The sequence below is a fragment of the Pseudonocardia charpentierae genome (assembly GCF_031845345.1).
GTDB lineage: Bacteria > Actinomycetota > Actinomycetes > Mycobacteriales > Pseudonocardiaceae > Pseudonocardia > Pseudonocardia charpentierae.
The window spans coordinates 33,282-53,227 of the sequence record NZ_JAVREJ010000008.1 but is presented as its reverse complement, the minus strand read 5'-3'; the positions used below and the strand labels follow the sequence as shown (position 1 = coordinate 53,227).

Annotated in this window: 19 protein-coding genes; 9 read left to right on the top strand and 10 right to left on the bottom strand. The window is 74.1% G+C overall.

Annotated elements, in window-relative coordinates; genetic code table 11:
- Positions 1 to 92: 92 nt before the first annotated feature.
- The 5 genes from RM445_RS13395 (at position 93) to RM445_RS13375 (ending at position 6,402) form a co-directional block, all read left to right on the top strand.
- Positions 93 to 518, top strand: coding sequence for an HIT family protein (locus RM445_RS13395; protein ID WP_311556550.1), 426 nt, complete (start codon positions 93 to 95; stop codon positions 516 to 518).
- Positions 519 to 964: 446 nt separating this feature from the next.
- Complete coding sequence (locus RM445_RS13390; RefSeq protein WP_311556549.1) at positions 965 to 2,323, top strand: GGDEF domain-containing protein; 1,359 nt, start codon at positions 965 to 967, stop codon at positions 2,321 to 2,323.
- An 86-nt stretch (positions 2,324 to 2,409) separates the two neighbouring features.
- Positions 2,410 to 4,428 carry a 1-deoxy-D-xylulose-5-phosphate synthase gene (gene dxs / locus RM445_RS13385; protein WP_311556548.1) on the top strand — a complete coding sequence of 673 codons (2,019 nt, stop codon included), beginning with the start codon at positions 2,410 to 2,412 and terminating at the stop codon, positions 4,426 to 4,428.
- On the top strand, positions 4,428 to 5,093 hold the full coding sequence (locus tag RM445_RS13380) for a response regulator transcription factor (protein ID WP_311556547.1): 666 nt from the start codon (positions 4,428 to 4,430) through the stop codon (positions 5,091 to 5,093). Before dxs ends, RM445_RS13380 begins: the two co-directional genes overlap by 1 nt.
- Before the next feature lie 124 nt (positions 5,094 to 5,217).
- Positions 5,218 to 6,402 (top strand): sensor histidine kinase, encoded by a 1,185-nt coding sequence (locus tag RM445_RS13375; protein ID WP_397469291.1) that lies wholly within the window; start codon positions 5,218 to 5,220, stop codon positions 6,400 to 6,402.
- Positions 6,403 to 6,454: 52 nt separating this feature from the next.
- Here the strand turns inward: RM445_RS13375 and RM445_RS13370 are convergent, their stop codons facing one another.
- The 3 genes from RM445_RS13370 to RM445_RS13360 all read right to left on the bottom strand — a co-directional run bounded on the left by RM445_RS13370 (position 6,455) and on the right by RM445_RS13360 (position 9,236).
- Entirely contained in the window at positions 6,455 to 7,639 is a 1,185-nt protein-coding gene (locus RM445_RS13370; protein WP_311556546.1) for a ribonuclease D, read from the bottom strand.
- A 35-nt stretch (positions 7,640 to 7,674) separates the two neighbouring features.
- Positions 7,675 to 8,343 carry a response regulator transcription factor gene (locus RM445_RS13365; protein WP_311556545.1) on the bottom strand — a complete coding sequence of 223 codons (669 nt, stop codon included), beginning with the start codon at positions 8,341 to 8,343 and terminating at the stop codon, positions 7,675 to 7,677.
- 305 nt (positions 8,344 to 8,648) lie between these two features.
- On the bottom strand, positions 8,649 to 9,236 hold the full coding sequence (locus tag RM445_RS13360; protein WP_311556544.1) for a DUF3000 domain-containing protein: 588 nt from the start codon (positions 9,234 to 9,236) through the stop codon (positions 8,649 to 8,651).
- Positions 9,237 to 9,353: 117 nt separating this feature from the next.
- On the opposite strand from RM445_RS13360, the gene hemE reads away from it, so the two are divergent.
- The 3 genes from hemE to hemQ are packed head-to-tail and all read left to right on the top strand — an operon-like array spanning position 9,354 to position 12,630.
- Positions 9,354 to 10,442, top strand: coding sequence for a uroporphyrinogen decarboxylase (hemE, locus tag RM445_RS13355; protein ID WP_311556543.1), 1,089 nt, complete (start codon positions 9,354 to 9,356; stop codon positions 10,440 to 10,442).
- Positions 10,439 to 11,896, top strand: a complete 1,458-nt coding sequence (hemG, locus tag RM445_RS13350) for a protoporphyrinogen oxidase (RefSeq protein WP_311556542.1) — start codon at positions 10,439 to 10,441, stop codon at positions 11,894 to 11,896. The genes hemE and hemG overlap by 4 nt, the downstream gene beginning before the upstream one ends.
- 38 nt (positions 11,897 to 11,934) lie before the next feature.
- The gene (gene hemQ, locus RM445_RS13345) at positions 11,935 to 12,630 is read left to right on the top strand and encodes a hydrogen peroxide-dependent heme synthase (protein ID WP_311556541.1); all 696 of its coding nucleotides are present in this window, start codon (positions 11,935 to 11,937) and stop codon (positions 12,628 to 12,630) included.
- Between the two features lie 16 nt (positions 12,631 to 12,646).
- On the opposite strand, the gene RM445_RS13340 is transcribed toward hemQ, so the two are convergent.
- The 3 genes from RM445_RS13340 to RM445_RS13330 form a co-directional block, all read right to left on the bottom strand.
- Positions 12,647 to 12,826: a hypothetical protein gene (locus tag RM445_RS13340; protein ID WP_311556540.1), complete on the bottom strand. Its 180-nt coding sequence runs from the start codon at positions 12,824 to 12,826 to the stop codon at positions 12,647 to 12,649.
- A 423-nt stretch (positions 12,827 to 13,249) separates the two neighbouring features.
- Positions 13,250 to 13,669 carry a peptide-methionine (R)-S-oxide reductase MsrB gene (msrB, locus tag RM445_RS13335; RefSeq protein WP_311556539.1) on the bottom strand — a complete coding sequence of 140 codons (420 nt, stop codon included), beginning with the start codon at positions 13,667 to 13,669 and terminating at the stop codon, positions 13,250 to 13,252.
- A gap of 19 nt (positions 13,670 to 13,688) precedes the next feature.
- A complete protein-coding gene (locus RM445_RS13330; protein ID WP_311556538.1) occupies positions 13,689 to 13,982 on the bottom strand; it encodes a hypothetical protein in 294 nt (97 codons plus the stop codon).
- A gap of 239 nt (positions 13,983 to 14,221) precedes the next feature.
- Here RM445_RS13330 and RM445_RS13325 point away from each other — a divergent pair, with 239 nt between their 5' ends.
- Positions 14,222 to 14,839 carry a ribonuclease H family protein gene (locus tag RM445_RS13325; protein WP_311556716.1) on the top strand — a complete coding sequence of 206 codons (618 nt, stop codon included), beginning with the start codon at positions 14,222 to 14,224 and terminating at the stop codon, positions 14,837 to 14,839.
- A gap of 4 nt (positions 14,840 to 14,843) precedes the next feature.
- Here the strand turns inward: RM445_RS13325 and RM445_RS13320 are convergent, their stop codons facing one another.
- Genes RM445_RS13320 through RM445_RS13305 form a run of 4 tightly spaced genes read right to left on the bottom strand, consistent with a single transcriptional unit; the run spans position 14,844 to position 19,859 of the window.
- Positions 14,844 to 16,928: an iron ABC transporter permease gene (locus tag RM445_RS13320; RefSeq protein ID WP_311556537.1), complete on the bottom strand. Its 2,085-nt coding sequence runs from the start codon at positions 16,926 to 16,928 to the stop codon at positions 14,844 to 14,846.
- Positions 16,929 to 16,937: 9 nt separating this feature from the next.
- On the bottom strand, positions 16,938 to 17,936 hold the full coding sequence (locus RM445_RS13315; RefSeq protein WP_311556536.1) for an iron-siderophore ABC transporter substrate-binding protein: 999 nt from the start codon (positions 17,934 to 17,936) through the stop codon (positions 16,938 to 16,940).
- Positions 17,937 to 17,946: 10 nt separating this feature from the next.
- Complete coding sequence (locus RM445_RS13310) at positions 17,947 to 18,813, bottom strand: ABC transporter ATP-binding protein (protein ID WP_311556535.1); 867 nt, start codon at positions 18,811 to 18,813, stop codon at positions 17,947 to 17,949.
- Positions 18,810 to 19,859: an iron-siderophore ABC transporter substrate-binding protein gene (locus RM445_RS13305; RefSeq protein WP_311556534.1), complete on the bottom strand. Its 1,050-nt coding sequence runs from the start codon at positions 19,857 to 19,859 to the stop codon at positions 18,810 to 18,812. Before RM445_RS13305 ends, RM445_RS13310 begins: the two co-directional genes overlap by 4 nt.
- Between the last annotated feature and the right edge of the window lie 87 nt (positions 19,860 to 19,946).

Genomic DNA, 19,946 nt, shown 5'->3' with positions numbered 1-19,946 from the left:
TGGGTCCGGAGCACCCCGGTGCTCGGTGAGGCAAACGCTACCGGGCACCACCGACAGTGTCGGAAAGCCCACGTGCCCTAGGTTCGCCCTCCATGGCCACCGTCTTCACCCGCATCATCGCCGGGGAACTGCCCGCCCGCTTCGTCTGGTCCGACGAGTACGCGGTCGCGTTCCTCTCGGTGAACCCGCTCGGGCCGGGCCACACCCTGGTGGTGCCGCGCCTCGAGGTCGACCAGTGGACCGACGCCCCGCCGCCTCTCCTGGCCCATCTCACGACCGTCGCACACGCTGTGGGTGCCGCGATCCGTGCCGTGTGGGCGCCGCCACGGGTGGGGCTGCTGGTGGCCGGGTTCGAGGTCCCGCACCTGCACGTGCACGTCTTCCCGGCGGCGGACATGAGGGCCTTCGACTTCGCCAACGCCGCGGCCTCGGTCGACCCCGCCGAGCAGGACCGGCACGCCGGAGCGCTGCGGGCGGCGCTGCGGGCGGGCGGGCACCGGGCCACCGTGCCCCGCTGAGCACCGGCGCCGCTCCTCGCCGGGAGGTGGCCGTTCGCCGCCTGCTTGCGACCGTTCGAGGGGACGGTCGGCAACCTCGCTGACCTACTGCATTCGGATGCCTACGGTGGGCCACACGTCCGCCGGCTCGCCGACGGTCCACCCAGGGCACGGGGAAGGGTCACATCCGCATGCACCGAGCGTGGGTTCACCAGGAGCGGTTCGACATGCGGGTCTCCTTGCGGGCCGATGGTGTCTCGGTCGGTCGAACGAGCAACGCCGGGTGTCGGATGCGGCCCCTCGTCCTCCTTCCGATCGGCGGTCGTCCGTGGACGACGAGCGGTATTCGTCACCCTGCGCGACGATCCAGCAGCGAAATCCACACGTCCGGTTCCCCAGCCGGACGATCACTTTCCGCTGCGGAGTGACTACTCTCAGGTCTCGTTCGCGACAGAGGAGGAGCTGACATGGGACGGTCCCCCGACCGGCCGTACCTGCGGCGGCCCCGGGTGCGTCCCTGGCTGATCGGCCACTGGGAGATGTGGCAGCTGCGCGGCTCGGTCGTGGTCGCCGTGGTGCTCGTCTGCGGCGCGGCCGCGCTGCTCGTGGGGGCGCAGATCGTCCCGCTCCGCGCCACCGGCCGCGACGTCCTGCTCACCGCTGCGCTCGTGCTGCTCGGGCTCGTGCACACCGAGATCGCGAGCAAGGTCGAGCGGATGCGCCGACGCGTCTCCGAGTCGTCGTACTACGACCTCAGCTCCGTCTGGACCTTCGCCGCCGCCCTGCTGCTCCCGCCGCCGCTCGCCGCGGTCGTCGTCGTCGCGCTGTACTCACACCTGTGGGTGCGGGTCTGGCGGCCCGCGAAGAGCCGGCTCCACCGCAACGTCTACACCGCCGCGGCGGTCGTCCTGGCGACCCAGGCCGCGCACGCCGTGGTCACCGGCTCGGGCGGGGCGCCCCGCTGGACGGACGGCGCGGCCGGGCTGGCCGTGCTCGCCCTGGCCGTGGTGGTCTACGCCGTGGTCAACAACGTCCTCGTGGTCGGGGTGATCGCGCTGCAGGAGGGGTCGGGCCCGGAGCCGCACGGGCGGGTCCGCCACCTGCTCGGCAAGGTCGACGACATCGCACTCGAGATCGCCACGTTGTCGCTCGGCGCGTTGACCGCCGTGGCCGTGGTGCTCAACGCCTGGCTCGTCCTGCTCGTGCTGGTGCCCCTGGTGGTGCTGCACCGCGCCGACATGGCCCGCCAGCTCGAGCAGCGGGCCGCGACGGACGGCAAGACGGGCCTGCTGAACGCCGCGGCCTGGCACGACAAGGCCGAGCGGGCCCTGCGCCGTGCGCAGCGCCAGGGAGCCGCCGCGGGCCTGCTCATCCTCGACCTCGACCACTTCAAGTCGGTCAACGACACGTACGGGCATCTCGCGGGTGACGAGGTCCTGTCCGCGGTCGCGGAGACGCTGCGGGCCGAGGTGCGCGAGGGCGACGTCGTCGGCCGCTTCGGCGGCGAGGAGTTCACGGTGCTGCTGCGCGGCCTCGAGCCGACGTCGGCGGGCCACCGTCAGATGGAGCTGATCGCGGAGCGCATCCGCGAGCGGATCGGCCAGCTCGCCGTCGCGGTGCACACCCCGGACGGACCGCTGACCATCGAGGGCATCTCCACCTCGGTCGGGGCCGTGTTCGACCTGGGCCGCACCTGCACGCTCCAGCAGGTGCTCGGCGCGGCCGACGCCGCGCTGTACGCCGCCAAGCGCGACGGGCGCAACCTCGTGCGGTTCGGGCCGCCCGCGGCGCCGACCCACGCCTTCCCCGGACGTCCGCAGGCCTGAGCGCCACCTGATGCAGCCGAACGCCCCGACGCCCGCCGGGCCGCGCCCGACGGGTGCGCGCCCGCGCCGTCCGTAGACTGGCCCCTGTGACTCTGTTGCGTCGCCTGCGCGGCCCGGCGGACCTCCGGCGGCTCGACCCCCGAGAGATCACCGAGCTCGCGGCCGAGATCCGTCGCTTTCTCGTCGCGAGCGTCGCCCGGACCGGGGGCCACCTCGGCCCGAACCTGGGTGTCGTCGAGCTGACCATCGCGCTGCACCGGGTGTTCGACTCCCCGCGCGACACGCTCATCTGGGACACGGGACACCAGGCCTACGTGCACAAGCTGCTCACCGGCCGGGTCGACGGGTGGGAGCGGCTGAAGAAGGCCGGCGGCCTGTCCGGCTACCCGAGCCGGGCCGAGAGCGAGCACGACCACGTCGAGAACAGCCACGCGTCCACCTCGCTGTCGTGGGCGGACGGGCTGGCGCGCGCCTATGCGCTCACCGGGCAGCAGCGCCACGTCGTCGCGGTGATCGGCGACGGCGCGCTCACCGGCGGCATGGCATGGGAGGCGCTGAACAACATCGCGGCGGGGCACGACCGCAACGTCGTCATCGTCGTCAACGACAACGGACGCTCGTACGCCCCGACGATCGGGGGCCTGGCCGACCGCCTCGCCTCGCTCCGGTTGCAGCCGGGCTACGAGCGGGTGCTGGAGGCCGGCAAGGACACGCTGCGGCGCACTCCCGTCGTCGGCCGTCCGCTCTACACCGGGCTGCACGCGCTCAAGGCCGGGGTGAAGGACGCGCTCAGCCCGCAGGAGCTGTTCGCCGACCTCGGGCTGAAGTACTTCGGGCCGGTCGACGGCCACGACACCGCGGCCATGGAGTCGGCGCTGCGCCGGGCGAAGCAGTTCGGCGGGCCGGTGATCGTGCACGCGGTGACCCGCAAGGGCTGTGGGTACGCACCGGCCGAGAACGACGTCGCCGAGCAGATGCACAGCCCGGCCGCGTTCGACCCCGAGACGGGCCGGCCCACGGGGCCGACGCCGGTCGGGTGGACGTCGGTGTTCGCCGAGGAGATGGTGGCGCTGGGCCGGGCGCGCCAGGACGTCGTCGCGATCACCGCGGCCATGCTCGGCCCGACGGGGCTCGCGCCGTTCGCCGAGGCCTTCCCGGACCGCTGCTTCGACGTCGGCATCGCCGAGCAGCACGCGCTGACCTCGGCGGCCGGCCTGGCCGCAGGCGGGCTGCACCCGGTGGTCGCCATCTACTCGACCTTCCTCAACCGGGCCTTCGACCAGCTGCTGATGGACGTCGCCCTGCACCGCAAGGCCGTCACGCTCGTCCTGGACCGCGCCGGGGTGACCGGCAACGACGGGCCGTCGCACAACGGGATGTGGGACCTGTCGATCCTGGGTGTCGTGCCGGGCATGCGGGTGGCCGCACCGCGCGACGCCGAGACGTTGCGCGAGGAGCTGGCCGAGGCCGTCACCGTCGACGACGGACCCACGGCGCTGCGCTTCCCGAAGGGCGCGGTGATCGGTTCGGTGCCCGCGGTGCGTCGGATCGGCGGGGTGGACGTCCTGCGTGAGCCCGACCTCGACGAGGCCCCGATGGGTGACTCAGCAGGGCCGCAGGTGCTGCTGGTGTGCGTGGGGGCGTTCGCCGAGCTCGGGGTGGCGGCGGCCGAGCGGCTGGCGGCGCAGGGCGTGGCGGTGACGGTGGTCGACCCGCGGTGGGTGCTGCCGGTCCCGGACGCGCTGGTCGGACTCGCCTCCGGGCACCAGCTCGTGGTGACGGTCAGCGACAGCGGACGGCACGGGGGGTTCGGTTCGGCGCTGTCGGACGCGTTGCGGACCGCCGAGTGCGACGTCCCGCTGCGCGACCTCGCGCTGCCGCAGGAGTTCCTCGAGCACGGCAACCGGCCGGACGTGCTGGCCGCGGCGGGGCTGACCGCGCAGGACGTCGCGCGTCGGGTGACGGAGTGGGCGGCGGCGCTGCCGGGATCCCGGGCCGGGGTGACGGCGGGACACCGTCGGCCCCGCCGGTTGGACACGCGCGGCCTGGACGGCTTCGACCCGGACGGCCTGTCCGGTTTCGGCCCCGAGGAGCAGGCGCGCTGATGCGGGTGCTGGTGGTCGAGGACGAGCGCGCGCTGGCCGACGCCATCGCCCGCGGGCTGCGCCGTGAGGGGATGGCCGTCGACGTGGCGTACGACGGCGACACCGGGCACGAGAAGGCGACGATCACCCGGTACGACGTGGTCGTGCTGGACCGCGACCTGCCGGGCATGTCCGGCGACCGGTTGTGCGCGGAGATCGTCTCCTCGGGGTCGACGACGCGGGTGCTGATGCTCACGGCGAGCGGCACGCTGGCCGACAAGGTCGACGGGTTCTCCCGCGGCGCCGACGACTACCTGGCCAAGCCCTTCGACTTCCCCGAGCTGGTGGCCCGCTGCCGGGCGCTCGGCAGGCGGGCGACGCCGGCGGCACCGCCGCTGCTCGTGGCGGGCGACGTCGCGCTGGACCCGGCCCGCCGGGTCGTCCGCCGCGCGGAGCGGCCGGTGGAGCTGACCCGCAAGGAGTTCGGCGTGCTCGAGGTGCTCATGGGCGCCGGGGGAGCGGTGGTGAGCAGCGAGGAGCTGCTGGAGCGGGTGTGGGACGAGAACGCCGACCCGTTCACGACCACCGTGCGGGTGACGGTGATGACCCTGCGCAAGAAGCTCGGCGACCCGGGAGTGATCGAGACGGTGGTGGGGGCGGGTTACCGCGTCCCGGCGGCCGGTTGAGGCACACCCGCGTCGGCGCCGGTTCGTGACCCGGCGTCGTTCGCGACTCCACCTACAGACCACCGCCTCGCTTCGCTGCGGCGCTGGTCTGTAGGACAAGCGTGGGGCGTGCGAGGATCGCGCCGTGTCCGCCGCGTCGCCCGTCGATGCCGCGCGGCCCACCCGCGACCCGGGCGCCGGGTGGCGCGCCACGGGCCTGCGGCCGGTGCTCACACTGCTCAGCACCGGGCTCGTCGCGCTGGTCAGCGCCCTGCTCCTGTGGCTGGGCTGGCTGCTCGTCGGCGGAGTCGCGAACGCGGTTCCCGCCCTTCCGCCCGGCAGCCGGGTGCGCGTCGGCGGTCTGGACGTGCCGGCGGAGCAGGTCAGCGCCGCCGTGGGGGCCGCGATGCAGACGGAGGTGCTGCGCGCAGGCCTGATCGCCTATCCGCTCGTGGTGCTGGCGGCGGCGGTCGTGTCGTGGTGGCTGGTCGGGCGGGTGCTCGGGCCGCTGCATGCGGTCACGGCGACGGCGCGACGGCTCTCGGCCGAGTCGCTCGACACCCGGCTGGGGCTCAGCGACGCCCGCGGCGAGGTCGCCGAGCTGGCCGCGGGCTTCGACGCGATGCTCGACCGGCTGCAGGCGGCGTTCGACGCGCAGCGCCGGTTCGTCGCCAACGCCAGCCACGAGCTGCGCACGCCGCTGGCGGTGCTGCGGACCGAGGTCGACGTGACCCTCGCCGATCCCGACGCCGACGTCGACGAGCTGCGGCGGATGGGCGAGGTCGTCCGCGACGCCACCCGGCGGGCCGACGAGCTGATCTCCGGGCTGCTCCTGCTGGCGCGGACCGAGGCGCCGTCGGCCGTCGACCCCGCCGTGGTCCGCACGGTCGACCTCGCCGCCGTCGTCGTGCCCGCCGTCGCCGCGGTGCGCGCCGAGGCCGCCCGACGCGGGCTGCGGATCACCGAGCACCGTGCTCCGGCGCCGACGGTGGGCGACCCCGTGCTGCTCGAGCGGGTGGCGGGGAACCTCGTCGAGAACGCGGTGCGGCACAACGTCACCGCGGGCTGGGTGAGGATCGGTACCGGCCTGCAGGCCCGGTCCGCCGAGCTGTGCGTCAGCTCGAGCGGCCCGGAGATCGCGCCGGACCGGGTGGAGGAGCTGTTCGAGCCGTTCCGGCGCGGACCGGTGGACCGCACCGCCGACACCCCCGGCTCGGGGCTGGGGCTCTCGATCGTCCGTGCGGTGGTGCACGCCCACGGGGGCACCGTGGCGGCCGAGCCGGTGCCGGGCGGCGGGCTGACGGTCACGGTGCAGCTGCCGATGCCGTGACCGCTCAGCGGGCGAGTCGGCACGGCGACGGCTGCGGCCTGACGGGCACCGCTCAGGCCGAGGTGTGCGCGGCCTCGTCGAGGATCGGCGCGACGAGCTGCACCTGCCACGGGCGCGCCCCGCCCGCCCGCAGGGCGCCGGCGACGTCGCCGTCTTCCGGGGGAGACCAGCACACGCGGCGCAGGAGGTCGGGCTGCAGCAGGTTCTCCGCCGGGATCGACCACTCCTCCGAGAGGGCTGCGATGCCGGCACGGGCGGCCGAGAGCCGCGCGGCCGCGGCGGGGTCGCGATCGGCCCACCGGGCGACGGGCGGGGGGCCGTCGGCCGGAGCCGTCGGCGCCGGAAGCGCGTCGGGGTCGAGGCGGGCGGCCTGGGCCAGCGCCGCGTACCAGTACGACGTGAGGCGGCGCTGGGAACGGCCGCGGAACACCGGGAGCGCCGCCAGCGCGCCCGGGGAGGTCGGCTCGGTCACGGCGGCGTCGACGATCGCCGCGTCCGGGAGCACACGGCCGGGAGCGATGTCGCGCTCGGCGGCGAGGCGGTCGCGGGCCTCCCACAGCGCCCGCACGGCGGCCAGCGCCCGCGGCTTGCGGATCTTGTGGAGGCCCGACGTGCGCCGCCACGGCTCCGCCCGGGGCGCAGGCGAGCCGGCGGTGCGCACGGCCTCGAACTCCTGGTGGGCCCACTCGAGCTTGCCCTGCTCGGCCAGCAGGTCCGCGAGGACGTCGCGCAGCTCCACCAGCACCTCGACGTCCAGCGCGGCGTAGACGAGCCAGTCGTCGGGCAGCGGGCGCCGCGACCAGTCGGCGGCGCCGTGGCCCTTCTCGAGCGAGAGCCCGAGGAGCTGCTCCACCAGCGGACCCAGCCCGACGCGGGGGAGCCCGGCGAGCCGTCCGGCCAGCTCGGTGTCGAACAGCGACTCCGGCGCGAGCCCCACCTCGGCGAGGCAGGGGAGATCCTGCGACGCCGCGTGCAGCACCCACTCGACGCCGACGAACGCGGGTGCGAGTTCGTGCAGGTCGCTGCCGAGCGGGATCGGGTCGACCAGTGCGGTGCCCGCACCGGCACGCCGCAGCTGGACCAGGTACGCCCGCTGCGAGTACCGGAAGCCCGACGCCCGTTCGGCGTCGACGGCGACCGGCCCGGTGCCCGCTCCGAGCTTCTCCGCCACGTCGCTCAACGCGGCGCGGTCGGCCACGACCGGCGGCAGGCCGTCGGCCGGGGCGAGCAGGGGCACCGGTGCCGGGTCGGGCTCCGGGACGGGCTCCGCGGTCAGCGGATGACCCCGGCCCGCATGGCGAGCGCGACCATCTGCGCGCGGTCGCCGGTGCCGAGCTTGCGCCCGATGCGGGACAGGTGACTCTTGACCGTCAGCGCCGACAGGCTCAGCGCCTCGCCGATCTCCTTGTTCGACTGCCCGTCGGCGACCAGCTGGAGCACCTCGACCTCACGGGCCGACAGCTCGCGCGGGGTGTTGTCGGTGCCGGGGACCCTGGTGCCCGTGGCCAGCAGCGGCGCGACCGTCGGGTCGGCGTAGACGCCGCCGTCGAGCACCCGCTTGACGCCGTCCGTCACCACCGCAGGCGACGCCGACTTCAGCAGGTACGCCTGCGCGCCGGCCTGAAAGGCCGAGCGGACCGCGTACGGGTCGTCCGACGACGCGAGCACGACGAGCCGCATCCAGCCCAGCGAGCGCAGCTCCGTCACCAGGTCCAGGCCGCTGCCGTCCGGCAGACCGAGATCGAGGATGGCGAGGTCGCACGGCCCGTTGGCGTGCGCGCGGGCGCGCGCCTCGGCCACCGAGGCGGCCTCGTGCACCGTGCCGGCTCCCATCGAGCGCAGCCGGGCGGCGATGGCCTCGCGCAGGAGGGGGTGATCGTCGACCACGAGCACGGAGAAGTGCTCCTCCCGCGGATGCGGGATCGCTGCCGGTGACAGCATCGCTCCGGCGGTGCTGCGTACGGACGCACTCTGGCCAAGTACGGCCACGTCATCTACCTCCTGGAGTCGGTCGTTGCCCCCCGACCGCCACCAGCCCCTACGGCGGCGGACGGTGACGTTCACCGCCCGAGGTGGTGTCGTGGGATGAACCGTACCCCCCAAGCGGTCTAACGTCGTGTATGCCCTCGCTCCCGGGAGTGTGAAGGTTACAGCCGTGTCAGCCTGCGATCACTCGCCGGAGTGATCGATTGGTCACGTTCCGGCACGTCGGACACGACGTAACGGCTACGGAGGGTTCACCCGATCTAGCGAGCCAGTTGGGCGATCCCGACGGGTGGCAGCCCGGCTGCCGTCGACACGAGCGTGCAGAAGGCCTCGGCGTGACATCGCAGGTCAACACCCGACCCGTCGCCGCCGACGGGAGTCCACGACGCGCGCAGTTCCACGTCGTCGTCGCGGCGCGGGCCGGCGATGTCGCCGAAGCGCACCGACGACGTCTGGGTCACGGTCCCGCCGAGGGCGACGTGCGCGGCCCCGTTCTGCTCCAGCGCCTCGGTCAGCCACGACCAACCGACGGTCGGCAGCATCTCGTCGCCGACCTGCTCCGGGTCCAGCCGCGCCTGCACGAAGCAGACGAACCGGAAGCGGCCCTCCCACGCGTCCTGCCCGGCGGGGTCGTGCAGGAGGATCAGGCGACCGGACGTGTCGGGCTCGTCGAGCTCCTCGCCCGGGGCGCGCGCGGCGTCGGCCTCGATGCTGACGGCCCACGTGTAGGGCGCCAGCCGGGGTGGCGCGTCGAGGGGGGCCACGACCAGTTCCGGGCGCGGCCGCACCGCCGACAGCGCGGCGACCGCGCGCCGGAACTCCTCCGGAGGACCGGTCGGGTCGGGCACGAGCGGGGACTCTAGATCGAAGCGCCGGGTCACCGACCCAGGCGCGCCGGTGACCGATCGGGCGACGCCGTGGGCGGCGCGCGCGACCGGGTGGTCGCATGGGACCATGGACAGGTCATGGTCGTCCAGCCGGTCACCTCACCCGCCGCGGTCGTACCGCCCGTGACCCGGGCGCGCCGCGAGCTGCGTGATGCCCCCTTCCTCGTCGCCGCCCGCGGTGGACGTCCGGCGCACGTGCCGGTGTGGTTCATGCGCCAGGCGGGGCGGTCGCTGCCCGAGTACCGGGCGCTGCGGGCGGACACCGGCATGCTCGCCGCCTGCCTGACGCCCGAGCTCGCGTGCGAGATCACGATGCAGCCGGTCCGCAGGCACGGGGTGGACGCGGCGATCCTGTTCAGCGACATCGTCGTGCCGTTGTTCGCGGCCGGGATCGACGTCGACATCGTGCTCGGCACAGGGCCGGTCGTCGCCTCGCCGGTGCGCACCGCGGCCGACGTCGATCGGCTGCCCACCCTGGACGCCGACCAGGTCGCCCCAGTGGCCGACGCGGTCGGTCTGCTGCTGCGCGAGCTGGGTCCCACGCCGCTCATCGGCTTCGCCGGCGCCCCGTTCACGCTCGCCTCCTACCTCGTCGAGGGCGGCCCGAGCCGCAACCACGAGCGCACCAAGGCGCTCATGCACTCCGCACCGCAGGTGTGGCACGCCCTGATGGGCAGGCTCGCCGCCATCACGACGACGTTCCTGCGGGCGCAGGTCGACGCCGGGGTGGACGCCGTGCAGCTGTTCGACTCGTGGGCGGGCGCGCTCTCGCTGCGCGACTACCGCGAGTACGTCCTGCCGCACTCGGCCCGCGTGCTCGCCGGGCTGGCCGACGCCGGTGTGCCGCGGATCCACTTCGGTGTCGGCACCGGGGAGCTGCTCGGCGCGATGGCCGAGGCGGGCGCGGACGTCGTCGGGGTCGACTGGCGGGTGCCACTGCACGACGCCGCCCGACGGACCGGCGGACGCGTCGCCCTGCAGGGCAACCTGGACCCGGCGGTGCTGTTCGCCGGTGCGGCGACGGTCGAGGACGAGGCGCTCCGCATCGTCGCCGAGGGCCGGGGCGCGCCCGGGCACGTGTTCAACCTGGGGCACGGAGTGCTGCCGGGAACGGACCCGGACGTCCTCACCCGGCTCGTCGAGCTGGTGCACGGCCTGGAGCCGTGAGCTCTCCGCGGGTCGCGGTCGTCGGCGGTGGGATCTCGGGTCTGACCGCCGCGCACCGGCTCCGGACGCTGCTCGGGCCGGCCGCTGAGGTCGTCGTCCTCGAGCAGCGCGACCGCGTCGGCGGTGTGCTACGGACGGTGGACCTCGCGGGCGTGCCCTACGACGTGGGCGCCGAGGCGTTCCTGTGGCGGCGGCCCGAGCTGCGCGAGCTGCTCGACGATCTGGGGCTGGCCGGCGAGGTGGTGCACCCGGCCGGTGCGGCGGCCTCCGTGCGGGCAGGTGGCGTCACGGTTCCGCTGCCGACCGGCACGCTGCTGGGCGTCCCGACGAGCGCCGCCCGGCTCGACGGTGTCCTGTCTGCGGCAGGAACGGCGGCGGCGAGGGCCGAACGCGACCGGCCGATCGACTGGGCGCCCGGGGGAGACGTCGCACTCGGCGGGTTGCTGCGGGACCGCTTCGGCGACGAGCTGGCCGACCGGCTGGCCGACCCGTTGCTCGGCGGCGTCTACGCGGGCCGGGTGGATGCGCTGGGACTGCGGGCGACGGTGCCCGCACTCGCCGTCGCCCTGGATGCGGGTGCTTCCTCGGTGACCGCGGCCGCCGACCGGGCCACCGCCCCACCCCCCGCGAGTCCAGCGTCTGTGCACGCGAGTTCTGCGTCTGTGCACGGTGAGTTGCCCGTTCCTGCACAGCCGCCCGTGTTCGGGGCCTTGCGCGGTGGCTACGCCGTGCTCGTCGACGCCCTCGCGACCGGCGTGGACGTCCGGTTGTCGACCACGGTCCGCGCCCTGAACAGGCTCGCCGACGGATGGCGGCTCGTCCTCGGTCCGGACCAGGGTGCCCTCGACGTCGACGCCGTGGTGCTCGCCGTACCCGCTCCCGCGGTCGCGCGGCTGCTGGCGGACGTCGTGCCCACCGCCGCAACCGCGGCGGGGGAGATCGAACTGGCGTCGTCCGTCGTCGTCGCGCTGGCCTACCCGGAGGGCGACGCGACGCGGCTGCCGGCGACGTCCGGCGTGCTGGTCGCGGCGGGTGAGCCGGTGTCGATCAAGGCGGCGACGCACTCGTCGCGCAAGTGGCCGCACCTCACGGCGTCGGCGACCGACGGCCTGGTGCGGCTGCGCGCATCGGTGGGCCGGTACGGCGAGGAGGCGACGTTGCAGGTCGACGACGCCGAGCTGGTCGCCCGCGCCCGCGCCGATCTCGCGACGCTGGCCGGCATCACCGCGGCCCCGGTCGCGGTGCACGTGCAGCGGTGGGGTGGGGGCCTGCCGCAGTACGGGGTCGGGCACGTCGACCGGGTAGGCGCGATCGACGACGCGGTCGCCTGCGTGCCGGGCCTGGCGGTGGCCGGGGCGGCGTTGCACGGCGTCGGGGTGCCGGCGTGTGTGGGGACGGCGCGGGCGGCGGCGGAGCGGGTGGCGGAGCAGCTGGTGGCCGCGACCGCGCGCTGAGGCCGAGCCTGAGTCAACAGAGCCAATAGAATGGCCGCATGGCTCGCCTCGACTACTCCGCACTGAACTCGACCGTCCGCTACACGATGTGGTCGGTGTTCCGGGTGGAGCCGGGGCGGCTCGGCGACGACCGGAGTGCGGCCGCGGCACAGGCCGCGGAGTTCGTCGAGGCGCTGGAGGGCAAGGGCGTGGTCGTCCGCGGCGTGTACGACCTCGCCGGCATGCGCGCCGACGCCGACTACCTGATCTGGTGGCACGCCGAGGAGATCGAATCGCTCCAGGCGGCCTACGCCGACTGGCGCCGGACCACCGCGATCGGCCGCGCCAGCGTGCCGGTGTGGAGCCAGGCCGCGCTGCACCGGCCTGCCGAGTTCAACAAGAGCCACGTGCCGGCGTTCCTCGCGGGCGAGGAGCCGCGGCGCTACGTCTGCGTCTACCCGTTCGTCCGCTCGTACGACTGGTACCTGCTGCCCGACGCCGAGCGCCGCACGATGCTCGCCGATCACGGCAAGGCCGCCCGCGGCTACCCGGACGTGCGCGCGAACACCGTTTCGTCGTTCGCTCTGGGCGACTACGAGTGGATCCTCGCCTTCGAGGCGGACGAGCTGCACCGCATCGTCGACCTGATGCGCGACCTGCGCGCCACCGAGGCGCGCCGACACGTCCGCGAGGAGATCCCGTTCTTCACCGGACCGCGGGTCCAGGTCGGCGACCTGGCCGCGACCCTGCCGTAGCGGCGCGGGCGACCGGCTACGACAGCTCGGTGCGCTGCGGCGCGGCCACGTAGACGTCCGCGCCGTGCTCCGGGACCGGGATGTGCTGCGACCGGATGCGCAGGATGCGCCCCGTCGCGAGCATGAGAGGGATGGTCACGACCGTGTAGCCGGCGACGATCATCGCCACCATCTGCAGCGTCGACGCGTCGTTCATCGCATCATCCCGCCGGCCAGGGGACAGCCGGGCGCGAACACGACCTGCGCGACGGCGTGGCCACCTGAATCCGTGCGCTGCGTTACTTCGGTGTTCTTCACCGTGGATCCTCCATCCCCCGACCTGGGAACATGATCATCGATCGGCACGCGGTGTCACTGCACGACTCGCCGCTGTACGCCCGATCGGGTGTCGTGCGACCAGCTGCCGCAACGGCTCGTTCGACACCGCCAGCTCGTCCCGTCCGTCGAAGCACTGTCTGTTGTCACCCATAAGTGAAGTGACACGGGCGTTGTGACGGCCCGTTGCGGAAACGTTATCGGAACGTGTGGCGTGCCGCGAGACCTTCTCGTCCGAATTGACGAAAAGCCGCGGTGAGCGGTCTCTGCGTGACGGATGTGGCCGCCTGGCGACGACGGAGGGTCAGTCCTGCGTGGGCACCAGCCGCATCGAGATCGAGTTGATGCAGTACCGCAGGTCCGTCGGCGTCGCGTAGCCCTCGCCCTCGAACACGTGCCCGAGGTGGCTGTGGCAGGTCGCGCAGACCACCTCCACGCGCCGCATCCCCATCGAGGTGTCGACCCGCTCGATCACGGCGTCGCCCGCCAGGGGGGTGAAGAACGACGGCCAGCCGCAGTGCGACTCGAACTTCGCGTCGCTGCGGAACAGTTCCGCGCCACAGGCGCGGCAGGCGTAGACGCCCTCGGTCTTGGTGTCGGTGTACTCGCCCGCGAACGGGCGCTCGGTGCCGGCCCGGCGCAGAACCTGGTACTCGGCGGGGGTCAGCTCGGCGCGCCACTCGGCGTCGCTCTTGACGACCTTCGGGGCGCTCTCGGTCTCCATGACTCCACAGTAGGTCGAGTCACAGCCAGGTGCCCACGACGAAGAGCACCGCGTCGTACACCACGTACCCGGCGACGGCCAGCAGCAGCCCGACCAGCACCACGGCCGCCCACCACCGGCCGCCCTCCGCGCGGTTCACGGAGTCGGCGAACGTGCGCACGCCGTCGAGATAGCCCTCGACGGTGTAGGCCGGCCCCTGGCGCTGCATGCGATCCAGATGGGCGGCGAACGCCTGAGCCTCGGGGTCGTCGGGGTCCAGGCCGAGCAGGTCGTCGTCGAACCGGGACGAGCGCTCCGGGCGGGGGTCGGCCACGGGCCCAGGTTAACGCGCACCCTGTCGATCATCGCTGCGGCGGAGCCGTACGCCACCACGTTCGTGCAGCGCAATGCCCGGTTCCGGGGGCCCTCCAGCGCGAGAGCACATCGGTCCGCTCCTGCCGTGCCGTTCGCTCGTTCCGCGAGCGGGTCATGAGTCGGGTTCGGGCCCGACTGGCGACCCGCTCGCCGACGTCGGGGCGCGCGGAGGCGGTCGATAGAGTCCTCCGCGTGCCGATGACCGCCAAGTACGCCACCACCTGCGCGGTCTGCGCCTCGCCCGTCCGGCCCGGTGAGGAGATCGCGAAGTCGGGCAGTGGATGGGCGCATGTGCCATGCGCGGAGTCGGCCCCGTCGGGGTCTGTGCAGCCCAAGCCGGTGGCCGCCCGGCCGACCCGCCCCGCACCGCGCCCGGACATGCCCGCCGTCGACGGCGCGCTCGAGGTGTGGACGGACGGCGCGTGCTCGGGCAACCCGGGCCCCGGCGGCTGGGCGTGGGCGACGAAGGACGGTCGGCAGGACAGCGGCGGCGAGGCGCTGACCACCAACCAGCGCATGGAGATCCGCGCGGCGCTGGAGGCGGTGCGGGCGCTGCCCGGGCCGCTGGTCGTCGTCAGCGACTCGACCTACGTCGTCAACTGTTTCCGCGACGGCTGGTGGAAGGGCTGGATCGCGCGTGGCTGGATGACGAGCGCGAAGAAGCCCGTGGTCAGCCGCGATCTGTGGGAGCCGCTGATCACGCTGGTGAACGAGCGCGGCGACGTGTCGTTCCGCTGGGTGAAGGGCCACTCGGGCGACCCGATGAACGACCTCGTGGACGCGCTGGCGGTGGAGCAGTCGAAGGCGTCGGTCTGAGGGGTCAGTCCACCGAGCGCGACCGCCACAGCAGCCACACGAAGTACGGCGTGCCCACCAGCGCCGCCAGCAGCCCGGCCGGCAGCTGCCCCGGCGCGATCACCGTGCGCCCCAGAGTGTCGGCCGCCGACACCAGCAGCGCGCCGAGCAGCGCCGCCACCGGGAGCATCCGGGCGTGCCGGGCCCCGACCAGCGCACGTGCGGCGTGCGGGGCGACCAGCCCGACGAACGAGATCACGCCGACCGCCGACACCGCCGTCGCGGTCAGCAGGCACGCCACGCCGAGCAGCAGCGGCCGGGCGCGGTCGAGCCGAACCCCGACGAGGCGCGGGGTGTCGTCGTCGACGGCCAGCAGGTCCAGCGTGCGGTGCGCGCCCCCGAGCAGCGGCACGGACAGCAGCAGGACCGTCGTCGCCGGGACGACCAGCGGCAGCGTCCGCCGGTAGGTCGACCCGGACAGCCACGTCAGCGCCTTCGCGATGCTCCACGGGTCGGTCAGCACGATCACCACGGTGATCAGCGCGTCCGCCGCGGCCGCCACCCCCACCCCGATCAGCACCAGCCGGTCCGACTCCAGCCCGCCGCGCGCCGCGAGCCCGAACACGACCACCGACGCCACCATGGCTCCGGCGAAGGCGGCCCCGGTGATCGGCCAGGTGCCGGCGGTCGGGACGAGCGTGAGGACGAGGACGGCGCCGAGGCCGGCGCCGCTGGTCACACCGAGGATGCCCGGCTCGGCCAGCGGGTTGCGGCAGCCCGCCTGGATGATCGCGCCGGCCACGGCGAGGGCGGCGCCGGCGACCAGTGCGGCGAGCACGCGGGGGACCCGGGCGTCCAAGACGTTGGTGACGATCGGTCCCGAGCGGCCGGCGACCCAGTTGGCCAGGTCGCCCGTGAGCAGCCAGGCGTCGCCGAGCAGCAGCCCGCTGACCGCCGCCGCGCCGGCGGCCACCGCCACGACGACGGCAACCACCACGAAGCCGCGACGGCCGCGGAGCCGGGAGGAGCGCGCCACCGGGGCCGGACGCACCGGGCCGGAGCTCCGGTAGCGGCACGCCAGCACGACCAGGAAGACCGCGCCGAACAGCGACGTCACCACTCCGGTGGGCACCTCGACGCCGCCGACCTGCGCGCCGAGCGCGAACCGGACCAGCACGTCTGCGCCGAGCACCACGACGATCCCGGAGAGCGCCGAGACGGGGAGCAGCACCCGGTGCCGGAGCAGTCCCGGGATCCGTGGCCCGAGGAGCCGCACGATCGCCGGGGCGGCCAGCCCGACGAAGCCGATCGGGCCCGCCACGGTCACCGACGCGGCGGCCAGCAGCACGGCGAGGAGCACCACCACGAGCCGGAGCCGCCGCGAGTTCACCCCGAGCACCGCGGCGGCGTCGTCGCCGAGGCCGTGGATGTCGAGGCGGCCCGACAGTGCCACCAACGCTCCCGCCGTCAGCAGCACCAGCGGACCCATCCAGGTCACCGACGACAGCCCGTACTGCGCCAGCGAGCCGCTGCCCCAGGCGAACAGGCCGCTGGTCTCGGTCCGGAACAGCAGGAGCAGCGTCACGGTGACCGAGTCGAGCGCCATCGCGATGGCCGAGCCGGCGAGGACCAGCCGGGTCGGCCCGGATCCGGCGCCGGAGGCCAGGGTGAGCACCAGTGCCGCAGCGGCCAGGCCGCCGACGAAGGCCAGGCCTCCCGCGAACGGCAGCGGCAGCGTCCACCGCAGCGCGATGGCCAGCACCAGCAGCAGGTAGGCGCCGGCGTCGACGCCGAGCGTGTCCGGCGACGCGAGCGGGTTGCGCGCGATCGACTGCAGCGCCGCGCCGGACACCCCGAGCGCCACCCCGACCAGCACGCCGGCGAGCAAGCGCGGCATGCGGGAGGCGACGACGACCGCGACCTCCTGCTCGGTGCCGGAGCCGTCGAGCAACAGCCTGACGAGGTCAGCGAGGCCGACGTCCGCCGTGCCCTGGGTGAGGTGCACCGCCGCGAGCAGTGCCGCCGCCACCAGGCCGACGACCACCACGGACGCCACGCGGAGCCGCCGGGCGGGAGCGGCGACCGGCGGGATCGCCGTGAGCTGCGACACGGAGCGCGACTACGCGCCGAGCGTGGTTACGAGGGCGTCGACGTACTGCTCCATCGACGTCGGGCCGCCGAACATCCAGATGCCGTCGGGCATCCGCTCGACCCGGCCCTGCTGCACCACCGGCAGGGACTTCCACACCGCGTTGGCGGCCAGCTGGTCGGTGAACGGGTCGCCGCCGTCGGCGGCGTTGGCGATGTAGAGGAAGTGGTCCGTGCCACCGACCGCGGTGAGCCCCTCGACGTCGGTCTCACCCAGGCCGTAGACGTCGTCGCCGGGTTCGGTCCACGCGTTGGTCAGGCCGAGCTGCTCCGTGACGTCGGAGATCAGCGAGCCCTTGGCGTACGGGCGGATCGAGACCTGGCTGCCTTCGACGTAGGCGTCGGTGAACACGAAGCTCTGGCCCGCATTGGCCGCCAGCTTGGTCTTGGCGTCGGCCAGTGAGGCGTCGAACCCGGACAGCAGGGCCGAGGCCTCGGCCCCCTTGCCGGTGGCCTGGGCGACGAGCTCGAGGTTGCGCCGCATCGTGCCGATGCTGTCCTTCGCGTCGTTGCCCTTCACGAACGCGACCGGGGCGAAGGCCTCCATCTGCGTGACCGCCGTGTCCGGGAGTTCGTCGGTCGCCAGGATCAGGTCGGGGCGCAGCGCGGCGATCGAGTCGATGCTGGGCTCACCGCGCACCCCGACGTCCGCGACGGAGGCGTCCAGCGGCTCGGCCTTGACCCAGTTTCCGTAGCCGGTGACGTCGGCGACCCCGACCGGCATGACCCCGAGCGAGACCGCGTGCTCGGCGACATTCCACTCGAGCGCGACCACCCGCTGCGCCGGCGACGGCAGGTTGATCTGCTTGCCGCGCGAGTCGGTCAGGCTGACAGGTCCGGCGGCCGTCGTGGGGGCGGGGGCGGCCGGGGCGGGCGCGGCCGGCGGCTCGGTGGTGCCGCAAGCGGCGAGCACGAGCAGGCCGGCGACCGCGCCGAGGACGGTGCGCAGCGCGCGGGGTCGGGAGGTCATCGAGGTCCTCTCATCGGGGTCCTGACATCGGGATCGGTGGGGTAGTCGCCGTGCGCGGGCCGTGCCGGCCGACCGGACGGGTGCGCACGGCGCCGGTTCTCGGGTCGTGGTCCACCTCGACGCGGATGCCGTACACCTCGGTCAGCAGCTCGGCGTCGAGCACCTCGGCCGCCGGTCCGTGGCGGCGGATCCGGCCCTCGTCGAGCAGCACCAGCTCGTCGGCGACCGCGGCGGCCTGGTCGAGGTCGTGCAGCACCAGCCCGATCGCCACGCCGCCGGCCTCGGCGAGGTCGCGGACGAGGTCGAGCAGCTCGACCTGGAATCGCAGGTCGAGGAACGTCGTGGGCTCGTCGAGCAGCAGCACGGCAGTGTCCTGGGCCAGGCAGCAGGCCAGCCAGACCCGCTGCAGCTGGCCGCCCGAGAGCTCGTCGACCGGCCGGTCGCCCAGGTCGCCGATCCGGGTCAGGGCCATGGCGTGGGCGATCGCGGCCGGCCCGCCGGCGTCGCCCTCGCGCCAGCGGCCGCGGTGCGGGTGCCTGCCGAACCCGACGACGTCGCGCACCGACAACCCGGCCGGGGTGGGGCGGCTCTGGGCCAGCAGCGTCACCTCGCGCGCGAACTCGCGGGCGCTCAGGGCGAGCGCATCGACGCCGTGGCCTGCGGATTCGAGCCGCAGCTCGCCGGAGATCGGCCGGTGCAGCCGCGCGAGCGCGCGCAGCAGGGTGGACTTGCCGCTGCCGTTGGGGCCGACCAGTGCGGTGATCCGCCCGGCCCGCAGCCTGATGTCGGCGCCGTGCACCACCGCACGGTCGTGGTAGCCGAGGTGCAGGCTGACGCCGTCAAGGCCGTCCGGGCGGAGAGTCACGACACGCGTCACGCTGCGGCGGTGGCCGGGTCGCCGTCCACCGCCGCCGACAGCTGCGGGACCAGCCCGTCGAGCAGGTACGGGATGCTCAGCGGCGTCACGAACGAGAACGCCTTGCCCAGCGTGTCGTTCTCGTTCAGGAACACCGCGCGGCCCTGCGTCGCCACGTCGAGCCGGCTGTAGACCGGATCGCCGGCCAGCTGCGCGCGCAACGTGTCGGGGCCGACCCAGACGATCCCGTCCGTGTCCAGGACCGACGCACGCTCGGCCGGCACGGTGCCGCCGAAGCCGTCGGAGTCGATGAACTGCGCGAGGTCCGGCGGCACGGTGAAGCCGAGGGAGCCGAGCAGACGGCCACGCGGATCCTCGGCGCCGTAGAAGTAGTAGCCCTCGTAGAACGTCGCCCCGACCCCGGACTTCCCGGCGAACTCGGGGTGCGCGGAGCGTTCCTGCGCGAGCCGGGCCTCGGTGTCGTCGACGAGCTTCTGCGCCTCCGCGGGCTTGCCGAGGATCTTCCCGACCGTCAGCGTCGTGTCTTCCCAGGAGACGCTGTAGTCCTTCTGCCCGGGCGGCTGCGCGACGACCGGGGCGATCTTGGACAGCGTCGCGTACTGCTCGTCGGACAGACCCGAGTACAGCCCGACGATCAGGTCCGGGGTCAGCTCGGCGACCTTCTCGTAGGGGATCCCGTCGGTCTGGTCGAGCAGCACGGGCTGGGGTGCCCCGCCGAGCGCCGCCTCCGCCCAGGGGAAGATCCCGCCGTCGACGTCGAGGAAGTTGCTGGTCGCGACCGGGACCGTGCCGAGGGCGAGCATCGCGTCCTGCTCGTTGAGGCCCACCAGCACGACGCGCTGCGGCTCGGCGGTGATCTCGGTGCTGCCGTACTTGTGCTCAATCGTCACCGGGTACGCGCCCGCGGCGGCCGACGGCGCGCCCGACGCGGACCCGGAGGCCGTAGCCGACGGCGCGGGTGAGCCGCAGGCGGTCGCCCCCAGGGCCAGGGCCAGGGCCAGGGTCGCTCCCCAGCGCAATCGGCGAGCGGGGGTTGCGCGGGGCATCGGTGTCCTTCCGGTCAAGGGCGACGAACCCGGCACACGTTAGACAGGCAAGCCTCTCCTAACAACTGCGGCGGGTGTGAGGTGGGC

Excerpts from the sequence above, each read along its gene's own strand:
- RM445_RS13395 (WP_311556550.1), top strand. The coding sequence starts at position 93 with ATGGCCACCGTCTTCACCCGCATCATCGCCGGGGAACTGCCCGCCCGC.
- RM445_RS13390 (WP_311556549.1), top strand. The coding sequence starts at position 965 with ATGGGACGGTCCCCCGACCGGCCGTACCTGCGGCGGCCCCGGGTGCGT.
- RM445_RS13380 (WP_311556547.1), top strand. The coding sequence starts at position 4,428 with ATGCGGGTGCTGGTGGTCGAGGACGAGCGCGCGCTGGCCGACGCCATC.
- RM445_RS13365 (WP_311556545.1), bottom strand. The coding sequence starts at position 8,343 with ATGCTGTCACCGGCAGCGATCCCGCATCCGCGGGAGGAGCACTTCTCC.
- hemE (WP_311556543.1), top strand. The coding sequence starts at position 9,354 with ATGGTCGTCCAGCCGGTCACCTCACCCGCCGCGGTCGTACCGCCCGTG.
- hemQ (WP_311556541.1), top strand. The coding sequence starts at position 11,935 with ATGGCTCGCCTCGACTACTCCGCACTGAACTCGACCGTCCGCTACACG.
- RM445_RS13340 (WP_311556540.1), bottom strand. The coding sequence starts at position 12,826 with ATGAACGACGCGTCGACGCTGCAGATGGTGGCGATGATCGTCGCCGGC.
- msrB (WP_311556539.1), bottom strand. The coding sequence starts at position 13,669 with ATGGAGACCGAGAGCGCCCCGAAGGTCGTCAAGAGCGACGCCGAGTGG.
- RM445_RS13325 (WP_311556716.1), top strand. The coding sequence starts at position 14,222 with ATGACCGCCAAGTACGCCACCACCTGCGCGGTCTGCGCCTCGCCCGTC.
- RM445_RS13315 (WP_311556536.1), bottom strand. The coding sequence starts at position 17,936 with ATGACCTCCCGACCCCGCGCGCTGCGCACCGTCCTCGGCGCGGTCGCC.
- RM445_RS13305 (WP_311556534.1), bottom strand. The coding sequence starts at position 19,859 with ATGCCCCGCGCAACCCCCGCTCGCCGATTGCGCTGGGGAGCGACCCTG.